The sequence below is a fragment of the Neisseria sp. HMSC064D07 genome (genome assembly GCF_001837185.1).
Lineage (GTDB): Bacteria > Pseudomonadota > Gammaproteobacteria > Burkholderiales > Neisseriaceae > Neisseria > Neisseria flavescens_C.
The window spans coordinates 11,097-20,189 of sequence record NZ_KV831701.1 but is presented as its reverse complement, the minus strand read 5'-3'; the positions used below and the strand labels follow the sequence as shown (position 1 = coordinate 20,189).

The 9,093-nt window shown below is 42.7% G+C and carries 7 protein-coding genes, 5 tRNA genes and 2 pseudogenes; 9 read left to right on the top strand and 5 right to left on the bottom strand.

All coding sequences use genetic code 11. The features are described from left to right. Window positions 1-150 precede the first annotated feature (150 nt). The 9 genes and pseudogenes from HMPREF2608_RS11680 to HMPREF2608_RS11675 all read left to right on the top strand — a co-directional run. Window positions 151-1,443, top strand: a pseudogene (locus tag HMPREF2608_RS11680) (hemagglutinin repeat-containing protein); the annotation flags it as partial. A 1,442-nt stretch (window positions 1,444-2,885) separates the two neighbouring features. Beyond that, window positions 2,886-3,389, top strand: coding sequence for a hypothetical protein (locus HMPREF2608_RS07150; RefSeq protein ID WP_070460987.1), 504 nt, complete (start codon window positions 2,886-2,888; stop codon window positions 3,387-3,389). Window positions 3,390-3,576: 187 nt separating this feature from the next. Continuing rightward, complete coding sequence (locus HMPREF2608_RS07145) at window positions 3,577-4,239, top strand: hypothetical protein (protein ID WP_070826454.1); 663 nt, start codon at window positions 3,577-3,579, stop codon at window positions 4,237-4,239. 360 nt (window positions 4,240-4,599) lie between these two features. After that, window positions 4,600-5,730, top strand: a pseudogene (locus HMPREF2608_RS07140) (hemagglutinin repeat-containing protein); the annotation flags it as partial. Between the two features lie 11 nt (window positions 5,731-5,741). Continuing rightward, the gene (locus tag HMPREF2608_RS07135) at window positions 5,742-6,056 is read left to right on the top strand and encodes a hypothetical protein (RefSeq protein WP_283115632.1); all 315 of its coding nucleotides are present in this window, start codon (window positions 5,742-5,744) and stop codon (window positions 6,054-6,056) included. A gap of 330 nt (window positions 6,057-6,386) precedes the next feature. Further along, complete coding sequence (locus tag HMPREF2608_RS11715; protein ID WP_349251535.1) at window positions 6,387-6,536, top strand: endonuclease toxin domain-containing protein; 150 nt, start codon at window positions 6,387-6,389, stop codon at window positions 6,534-6,536. Further along, complete coding sequence (locus tag HMPREF2608_RS07130; RefSeq protein WP_070826453.1) at window positions 6,536-7,030, top strand: contact-dependent growth inhibition system immunity protein; 495 nt, start codon at window positions 6,536-6,538, stop codon at window positions 7,028-7,030. The genes HMPREF2608_RS11715 and HMPREF2608_RS07130 overlap by 1 nt, the downstream gene beginning before the upstream one ends. A gap of 255 nt (window positions 7,031-7,285) precedes the next feature. Further along, window positions 7,286-7,750: a hypothetical protein gene (locus tag HMPREF2608_RS07125; RefSeq protein ID WP_070645406.1), complete on the top strand. Its 465-nt coding sequence runs from the start codon at window positions 7,286-7,288 to the stop codon at window positions 7,748-7,750. Between the two features lie 492 nt (window positions 7,751-8,242). Further along, the gene (locus tag HMPREF2608_RS11675; RefSeq protein ID WP_349267272.1) at window positions 8,243-8,461 is read left to right on the top strand and encodes a tyrosine-type recombinase/integrase; all 219 of its coding nucleotides are present in this window, start codon (window positions 8,243-8,245) and stop codon (window positions 8,459-8,461) included. Between the two features lie 96 nt (window positions 8,462-8,557). On the opposite strand, the gene HMPREF2608_RS07120 is transcribed toward HMPREF2608_RS11675, so the two are convergent. The 5 genes from HMPREF2608_RS07120 to HMPREF2608_RS07105 all read right to left on the bottom strand — a co-directional run bounded on the left by HMPREF2608_RS07120 (window position 8,558) and on the right by HMPREF2608_RS07105 (window position 9,039). Next, window positions 8,558-8,647, bottom strand: a tRNA-Leu gene (locus tag HMPREF2608_RS07120). Window positions 8,648-8,668: 21 nt separating this feature from the next. Further along, window positions 8,669-8,746, bottom strand: a tRNA-Cys gene (locus HMPREF2608_RS11490). Window positions 8,747-8,756: 10 nt separating this feature from the next. After that, window positions 8,757-8,830: transfer RNA gene (locus tag HMPREF2608_RS07115), tRNA-Cys, on the bottom strand. Between the two features lie 36 nt (window positions 8,831-8,866). Next, window positions 8,867-8,942 (bottom strand) — tRNA-Gly (locus HMPREF2608_RS07110). 21 nt (window positions 8,943-8,963) lie between these two features. Further along, window positions 8,964-9,039: transfer RNA gene (locus HMPREF2608_RS07105), tRNA-Gly, on the bottom strand. Window positions 9,040-9,093 lie beyond the last annotated feature (54 nt).

Genomic DNA, 9,093 nt, shown 5'->3' with positions numbered 1-9,093 from the left:
CATATAAAACTTAAACTCAACAAGTAGCATGTGTACGGAACGTACGCATGCAGTTCTCAGGGTTTAAGCCAAGAGGGTCGTCTGAAACAACAAATACGGTTTCAGACGACCTTTCTTTCAACAAGCCACCACAGCAATCAGACAAAAGCAACCCACCGCCACACCCGTATCGGCAGCACGGCCGGCAAAACGATTATCCGAAGCGGCGGGGATACCACCCTCAAAGGTGCGCAGCTCATCGGCAAAGGCGTACAGGCAGATACGCGCAACCTGCATATAGAAAGTGTTCAAGATACTGAAACCTATCAGAGCAAACAGCAAAACGGCAATGTCCAAGTTACCGTCGGTTACGGATTCAGTGCAAGCGGCAGTTACAGCCAAAGCAAAGTCAAAGCAGACCATGCCTCTGTAACCGAGCAAAGCGGTATTTATGCCGGAGAAGACGGCTATCAAATCAAAGTCAGAGATAAGACAGACCTCAAGGGCGGTATCATCACCTCCGGCAAGAGTGCCGAAGACAAAGGACAAAACCTTTTTCAGACGGCCACCCTTACTGCCAGCGACATTCAAAACCACAGCCACTACGAAGGCGAAAGTTTTGGATTGGGTGCCAACGTTGCCGTAAACGGCAAAACACTGGGGCAGAGCGCACAAAATAAGCCTCAAGACAAACACCTGACAAGCGTAGCCGATAAAAATGGCGCAAGTTCATCAGTAGGTTACGGCAGCGACAGCGACAGTCAAAGCAGCATCACAAAAAGCGGCATCAACACCCGCAACATCATCCTCACCGATGAGGCAGGACAGCTCGCCAAAACAGGCTACGGCACAGACAAAGCCGCGCAACTGGCGTACACCGACATCCGCACCGAGGATGCCGGCCAACAATCAGGCAGCCTGAAAAACCGATTTGATGCGGACAAAGTGCAAAGCGAGCTGGATTTGCAGCGCAATGTCTCACAACAATTTGCCCCCGTTGCCGCTCAAACTGTTGCATGGACAGCAGATAAACTGGGCAATATACAGAACTACGAGCGCATTCAAATCGCCAAAGCAAATTTACAAGAGCAATTAAAAGACGCGCAAAACCCTGAGCAAATTGCCCAACTGCAACAACAAATCGTCCTTGCAGACCAATACCTATCCGACCATCAAACAGAGTACAACACATGGAAGGAAGGCGGATTAGGGCGAGCTGCGCTCCACGCAGGGGTAGGAGCACTCTTAACAGGTGATGCACAAGGCGCAGTAGGAGCAGGCACCTCATCGCTAGCAGCACCCTATTTAAACCAAGTAGGCGACAAATTTGGTGGCGCAGGGCAATTACTGGCAGACACCCTAGGAGGCGCAGCGATTGGTACGCTGACGGGTGGAAGCACGGGTGCGGCGGTTGCGGGGGCGAATGCGGATTGGTTTAATCGCCAGTTGCATCCTGATGAAGTGAAGTGGTTACACAGTAAAGATACACTACAAAAATATATTAACTATTTAAAAAACAAAGGATTAAATTTAACTCCCCGAGAGGCTCAAATTCAGCTAGACCGCGCAGCTGCCGCGATGGTGGACAGCGAATGGGCAATACTGCATGGACGCAATGAACTTGCAGAACAGTTTTTATCTCAAAACACATCTAGATTTCATTATCTAGATAATTTTGGTGCAAGTCATCAATTCTTTACAGCTACTAATCGTGAATATTTAGATCAAGACCGAAATTTAAAAACATTATTTAGTACCTATACCGATAAAAACAAAAACGAAATAAATAAATTCTTGCATAGTATTCAGATTGAAAACCGTAATGCCTCAATGGATTTTAAAAGAGGAATGGAACAAGGCTATAAAGATAGCAGTAACGATGCACATAATGATCCAAAGATAATTGGGAAAGGCATAATTTCCTTGCCGAGATACGTCTATGATTCGTCTGCCAGTGATGAAGTGGGCCCACTAGACGATCAACAAATGGAGACTAACCGTATAGCCCTGCTACGTTTACAAGGGAGAGATTTTGAAGCAGGTAGAATATATGAATACAACCATGCAACCCAACAACGGTTAATGTGGTATCAATTGCCAGTAATGGAGCTAGCAGGACGTATCCCTAGTAAATTGGCTAACAAATATAAACTGTACCGCGCAGGTAAGTTATCTGCTACACAACTGGCAGCAGAAATAAAAAAACAAGCACCAATTGTTCCAAATGGAAAAGCATTTGATTTTACCAGTGGAACATTGATACCTAATCAAACCGTTAAGCTCACACAGGCACAGAATCTGTCCAATGGAACAACCCTGCCGGCAGGGACAATTGCACGACTAACAGGCAAGGGAGTGGAGGCAACTTTGCCCAATGGTAAAAATGTTAGTTATGCAGGGGTGACTGAACAAAGGGCGTTGCCTGCACCTCGTAAGTCTGATGTAAGCAAAAATACTGATAATAATAAAGTAGTTGATAATGGTAGGAAATCTAATTTTAATAAAACGCCTGATGATACAGATAAAGTATCTAATAACGCGGATAAACCTGAAAAACCTAAACGCGATCTTAATGAAATCAAAAAGCAGTACGAAAATGAAATTTCTGATATTGAAGGAATTGCAAATTACACAGGCAGAGAGGCTGAAAGTCGAGGAGGCTTAAAAGGTGCACTTGAGGAATATGCAAGAACTGGTAAGGAAGTGGGTGTTAAACATCCGTCAAACCATATCCAAAAGACAGAAAATCTTTTAAAAAAAGCAAAAAAATTAGAAAGGAAAATTAAAAACTCAACATTAAGCGATAACGATAAGCAAGCGTTATTAAATAGAATAAATCAATTCCGACAAAACATTGAGCCAGCTTTGAATGATGCAATCAGGAGGAGAGATAGCAAGTGATCACAATGAATGATATTGAAGAAATGACCAGCTACATTGCCGAGCTTATATTCGTTTTTCCTTATGATATTGAAATTGATAGAGAAAAAATTGTTGAATATAACAGGTTTAAATATGCCGAATTTCAAAAAACCAGTTCTTTTGGGGAACATCCTTATGAGGATTTAGATTTAACATTAACCGATTATTATTGGATCTGTTCTATTAATAACATAATAAGTAAGAATGATTTTTTTACTCTAGTAAAAATTATGATTGTCGAATATGAAAGCGAATCTTTTGTTTCCATGCTTTCGGATGAATCGCAATATTTTTCAATTAAATCATGTAATGAGGCATTTGATTTTTTGTATGGTTTATTTCCATTATGCAAAAGTGATAATGCACGTTCTAATTTAAGAGTATATTTAGAATGGATTTTTGAAGATGGATTTAAATGGAGCGATGGTATATTTAGGATAGATATGTTGAATGAAAAAAACAAATCTTTGTTTTTGGGGCTGACGTAGATTAGTAGTATGGAAATTTTTGTCGCGTAGGAATATGCCGCCCAGACTTGCAAGCAACGCTTCCATCAGGTAAAAGAGTGTATATTGAGTACGATCGAAGCACTTCATCGCGCGGAATACCACACGCAGATAGAATATTCAGCAATGATAAAGATGCTATTGTTATTTTAAGGACGTTAGATTGATTATGAATAACCCACAGTTTTTTTTACAAGATCATAAACCTCATACCACTCATTTGTGTTTCTTTAAAATTCCATTTAATGAGATGGTGTTACGCTTTGAGCAAAGATTGCAAGAGCTTGGTCTAATATGGGGGTGGACGGTACATCATCAAAAAGTATCTGATGAATTAAGTTTGTCGGATAAAATTAAAATGTTGGAACCTTTTGCGCAGAGATACCCCAATAAATATATTATTTTAGAGACTGCTTCTGAATGGTGCTTATATATGGGAAATGGATATCGTGGTACAGACGTATTTAGCCAACCTAGTTATCTATCCGAAACATGGGGGATACAGAATATCAGCTTATATCTTTCTCCAGATTTTAAGAAAGATGAATTTGGTGCGGTAATGTTTCATTGGCGAAATGGTGCAAATAAAATCTCAGAATATGCAGTAGAAAGTAGAACGATTATGGTGCATAAAGAAACCAGTAAAACAACTTTTGAACAAAGCGGAAAACCTTTTGAATTTGAGAACTTAGCTAGCTATGAAAAAAGAATCAAAAAGGAGCGATTAACGGTTGATATGGTTGCTGAATATTGCAAACATTTTAATATTGATTTGTTTAACTTGGATTTTTATAAAGGACGTGCAGCATTATTTACAACCCATAAAAAATAGGTGCTTTAAAAAACACATTTAGGCAGCTTGAAAAACCTCAATTTATGCTTTCAGGCTGCCTATGGTGATTTTTTGAGAAATTTAGACAAATCCCGATTTCGCACTTTCAACATATCTTTCTTATCATCATAAGTCAGTCGGTAATCGGGTAAATCATTGCTGGCTACCAACTCCTTAATCGCCTGCCTAAAATGGCGCAGCGTTGCCATGCTGCCCGATTTTCTATGCAGTATTTCCAGAGAAATGTGCCATTCATTTTGCTTCCCGCAATGTTTGGCACATAGCTCATAAATGCGTCTATCCAGCAGTTTACGCAGCCTGAAATAATCTGCCGATATGGTTTTAACCTGTGCCGAACAAACCACCTACCGCCACAGCCATGTCGGCAGCGCAGGCAGTCCCACCGTTATTGTGAGCGGTGGCGACACCAACATCAAAGGCGCACAAGTAACAGGCAAAGGCATCACCGTACGCGCCACCAACTTCAATATAGAAAGCCTACAAGACACCGCCGACTACCGCAGCCGCCAACAAAACATCAGCGCCCAAGTAACCGTAGGCTATGGCGCATCCGCCTCAGGCGATTACAGCCAAAGCAAAATCAACGCCGAACACCGCAGCGTGAGCGAACAAAGCGGATTGTTTGCGGGTGATGATGGCTTTGATGTGCAAGTAGGCGGGCACACCCGGCTAACAGGCGGCATCATCACGTCTGGCCAAAGCGCAGAAGACGAAGGCAAAAACCGCTTTCAGACGGCCACCCTCACCCATAGCGACATTCAAAACTACAGCCGATACGAAGGCGAAAGTTTTGGATTGGGTGCCAACGTTGCCGTAAACGGCAAAACACTGGGGCAGAGCGCACAAAATAAGCCTCAAGACAAACACCTGACAAGCGTAGCCGATAAAAACGGCGCAAGTTCATCAGTAGGCTACGGCAGCGATGGAGACAGCAAAAACAGCACCACCCGCAGCGGCATCAACACCCGCAACATACACATCACCGACGAAGCGGGACAACTTGCCCGAACCGGCAGGACTGCCGAAGAAACCGAAGCGCGTATCTACACCGGCATCGACACCGAAACTGCGGATCAACACACAGGCCGTCTGAAAAACAGCTTCGACAAAGACGCGGTTGCCAAAGAGATCAACCTGCAAAGGGAAGTAACGCAGGAGTTCGGCAAAAATGCCGCACAAACCACAGCAGCCGTTTCCGACAAACTCGGTAACACCCAAAGTTACGAACGGTATCAGGCAGCCAAAACACTGCTGGAGGCCGAACTGCAAAACACGGACAGCGAAACCGAAAAAGCCGCCATCCGCGCAACACTCGGCCAAGTAAACGCCTACCTTGCCGAAAACCAAAGCCGCTACGACACCTGGAAAGAAGGCGGCATAGGCAGGAGTATGCTGCACGGGGCGGCAGGCGGACTGACGACCGGCAACCTCGGCGGCATACTGGCCGGCGGCGGCACTTCCCTTGCCGCGATGAATTTCATATTATCGTCAATTGTGTGGATTATCCGGATTTACCTCAAGAGCTTCCTACCCCCAATTATTCAGACTGGGTAAAAATTAAATTCAAGCAGTTCAGCTATCTGAAATTTATCTATGGATACGCTACGGAGAACCAAGATATAAATATCGATAATACCTTGGAGCTTGGAGAATTAAAGCAGGATGATGAAATCTTGGATTATGGAGGTACGCTGGAATTGATAGGCGGTAGGTATGATCTTCCGACCGGTTTTAGCATATATATAGTTTGCCGGGAAATAGAGTTAGAATTTTTAGATCAGGAGAGTTTCAATTAAACGAGCCGTAGCTTGTCATGTTGCGCAAGCAGCCTTTTGGAAGCTCTTGACAAGGCTGGTTGGGCATATGTGCTTTATCACTTAATATTACTTGACAAAAGGATGTGTGCAGAACGCACGCATGCGGTTCTCAGGGTTTGAGCCAAGAGGCCGTCTGAAACAACAAATACGGTTTCAGACGGCCTTTCTTCCAACAAGCCGCCACAGCAATTAGACAAAAGCAACCTACCGCCACACCCATATCGGCAGCACGGTTAGCAAAACCATTATCCAAAGCGGTGTAGACACAACTCTAAGACGGCAAATTTTGAACATCATAGCCTTTCGGGTATGACATTAAGGGCCGACATGATCAAACAGCGCGAAATCCATCTGGCCATACCCGCACAAACTAATAAGGAGCAAAGATTGCAGTTGCAACGTGTGGTAGAGTATGGCAAAAATCGAAACATTACAGTCAAAATTACGGAGATCAAATAATGATTTTTAAACAGGATCAAAATTATTGGGCAGTTTTTTATGCTAATGAAGAAGCTCTGATTGTTCAAACATGTTCAGGTTTGGGGTTAACGGCAATAGACCACCTATATCCCCCCCATATCCTGCCATTGGATACCGACAATGAAACTTTAGGCACGACGGTCTTGCAAGCGTTGACAAACAGCAGGACTTTCGTTTATGACAGTCCAGAAGACCAAGATTTTTTTGATACCGAAAAATTTCGGCAACGCTATGAGGATTGGGTTGCCAACCTATGCGGGAACTTGGGCTATAAAACCAGACGCGCCCTATTTAAAAACATGATGAGCGTGGATATTTGGCTGCACAACGGCTGCCTGAAAATCAGCCCGAGCCGCCATGTCAAGCTGGAAGCGTGGGATGCCATTGATGCAGACGATGTAATTTTATCATTGGATAACAGCCCTGAAGAAATCGGAGCAGGTTTAAAGTTGGCATTGAGCCGCTGCCGATAATATTTGGCAAAAGGTCGTCTGAAAGCCGGGAACTTGTTTCAGACGATCTTTTTTTATTAGACTCAAGCTCGCGTGCGTACTGCACATACCTTACCTGCACAGGTTTAATGCAGGCTACGGCTTGCTTGGAAGGATACGTGAATTAAAATTTAAAAAAGTTGACTTTCCCGTTCCTAATACTAATTGGAAAAATTCTATTGATGTCTTGAATGAATCAGGTAATGTTAATAGACCTCGTTATAGGAGTAAATAAAAATGGCAATTTGGAATTATCGGTACTACCTTATCCCATCAGCTGCTATCAGAAATAAATTTAATGCAAATAAAGATATCATACTTGATGAGTATCGATCTAATGGTTTTCAGAATTTTAATGAGAATAAAAGTTTTGAAAATTACTTTATCGATAATGATGTTATATTATTATCAATAATAAATGAAGCAAAAAAACAGCTTAAATTGAAAGAGTCTTGGGATAAAGACGCAATCATGTTTTGTGATAATTTTGGTAATAGTCTTACCGTTTGGCCAGATGATATAGAGTGTGAACTTGATTTAAGATTTGATTATACTAAATTTATTCAGAAAACCATTGATTGGGCAATAAAATATAATTGTCTACTTGTAATAGGAAAAACAGGAAATGTAGTTTCCCCTAATATAAATAATCTAATTTATGAAATAAAAGCATATTTGGAAAGCAAGCCGTGGCCTATATGAAACCTAAACTCAACAAGTAGGATGTGTGCGGAACGCACGCATGCGGTTCTCACGGTTTGAGCCAAGAGGCCGTCTGAAAACAGAAAAACCGTTTCAGACGGCCTTTATTTAATGTGCCGATCTTGCGCGGGCTATAAAGCGCAGTTGTCCAAAAAGGTATATTAATAGGCAAATACAAAAAGGAGGCGAAGTCAATTTTACTACCTTCAAACATTTTCAATTTGGAGTATTGATATGATAATTAATTATTTGGTATAAATGCCGGCTTGCGACAGGCAAATGGTTTGGGTTTGACATGGAATCAGATTGATTTAGACAGGAAGGTCTGTTGGTATCATCCTGATGAAATGAAAGCTGGAAATGTACTGGGTGTTGTTTTAAATTGAAGTATTAAAGCGACAGATAGGCAAGCATAAGAAATTTGTTTTTGTGAATAAGCGGAATAAACCAATTAGCGGCATTAACAGCTGATATTGGAAGAAGACGTTAGAACTGGCAGAAATAGAAGACTTTATTTGGCACGATTTAAGGCACACTTGGGCAAATTGGTTAGTTCAGCGTGGCGTACCATTGAGAGTGTTGCAAGAAGTATGTGGTTGGAAGACGTTAAGGATGGTGCAGAGATACGCACATTTGGCTCCTGAGCATCTTCATCAACATGCTCAAGTTTTGCACGAGCTTGTCACATTTGACACAAATGGGGCAAGTTAGACACAAATCAGGCACAAATAAAAAAGACAGCTATACAAATAAGCTATCAATTAGAAATTTAGAATCTTAGGTTTTTCAATAAATTCAGATATTTATTGGTGCCCGGAGCCGGAATCGAACCGGCACGGCCGGTTTAGGGCCGACGGATTTTAAGTCCGTTGTGTCTACCTATTTCACCATCCGGGCGTAGACAATAAATTGATAGATTGGAGGCGGGGGCACGGATTTGAACCGGCCTATATAAGGGTTGCACCCCTTATAGCATAAACACTCTGCCACCCCGCCATGAAATGGATGGAGGCGAGAGTCGGAATCGAACCGGCGTAGACGGATTTGCAATCCGCTGCATAACCACTTTGCTATCTCGCCAAATAAACTACTTTAGAGTGTTTGTAGTATTGAAACTGGAGCGGGAAACGAGTCTCGAACTCGCGACCTCAACCTTGGCAAGGTTGCGCTCTACCAACTGAGCTATTCCCGCGTATTCGGATGCATGATTTAATGGAGCGGGAAACGAGTCTCGAACTCGCGACCTCAACCTTGGCAAGGTTGCGCTCTACCAACTGAGCTATTCCCGCATTTGAGTGCATCTGAAATTAAACTGGAGCGGGAAACGAGTCTCGAACTCGCGA

Excerpts from the sequence above, each read along its gene's own strand:
- HMPREF2608_RS07130 (WP_070826453.1), top strand. The coding sequence starts at position 6,536 with ATGATTTTTAAACAGGATCAAAATTATTGGGCAGTTTTTTATGCTAAT.
- HMPREF2608_RS07150 (WP_070460987.1), top strand. The coding sequence starts at position 2,886 with ATGAATGATATTGAAGAAATGACCAGCTACATTGCCGAGCTTATATTC.
- HMPREF2608_RS07145 (WP_070826454.1), top strand. The coding sequence starts at position 3,577 with ATGAATAACCCACAGTTTTTTTTACAAGATCATAAACCTCATACCACT.
- HMPREF2608_RS11715 (WP_349251535.1), top strand. The coding sequence starts at position 6,387 with ATGACATTAAGGGCCGACATGATCAAACAGCGCGAAATCCATCTGGCC.
- HMPREF2608_RS07125 (WP_070645406.1), top strand. The coding sequence starts at position 7,286 with ATGGCAATTTGGAATTATCGGTACTACCTTATCCCATCAGCTGCTATC.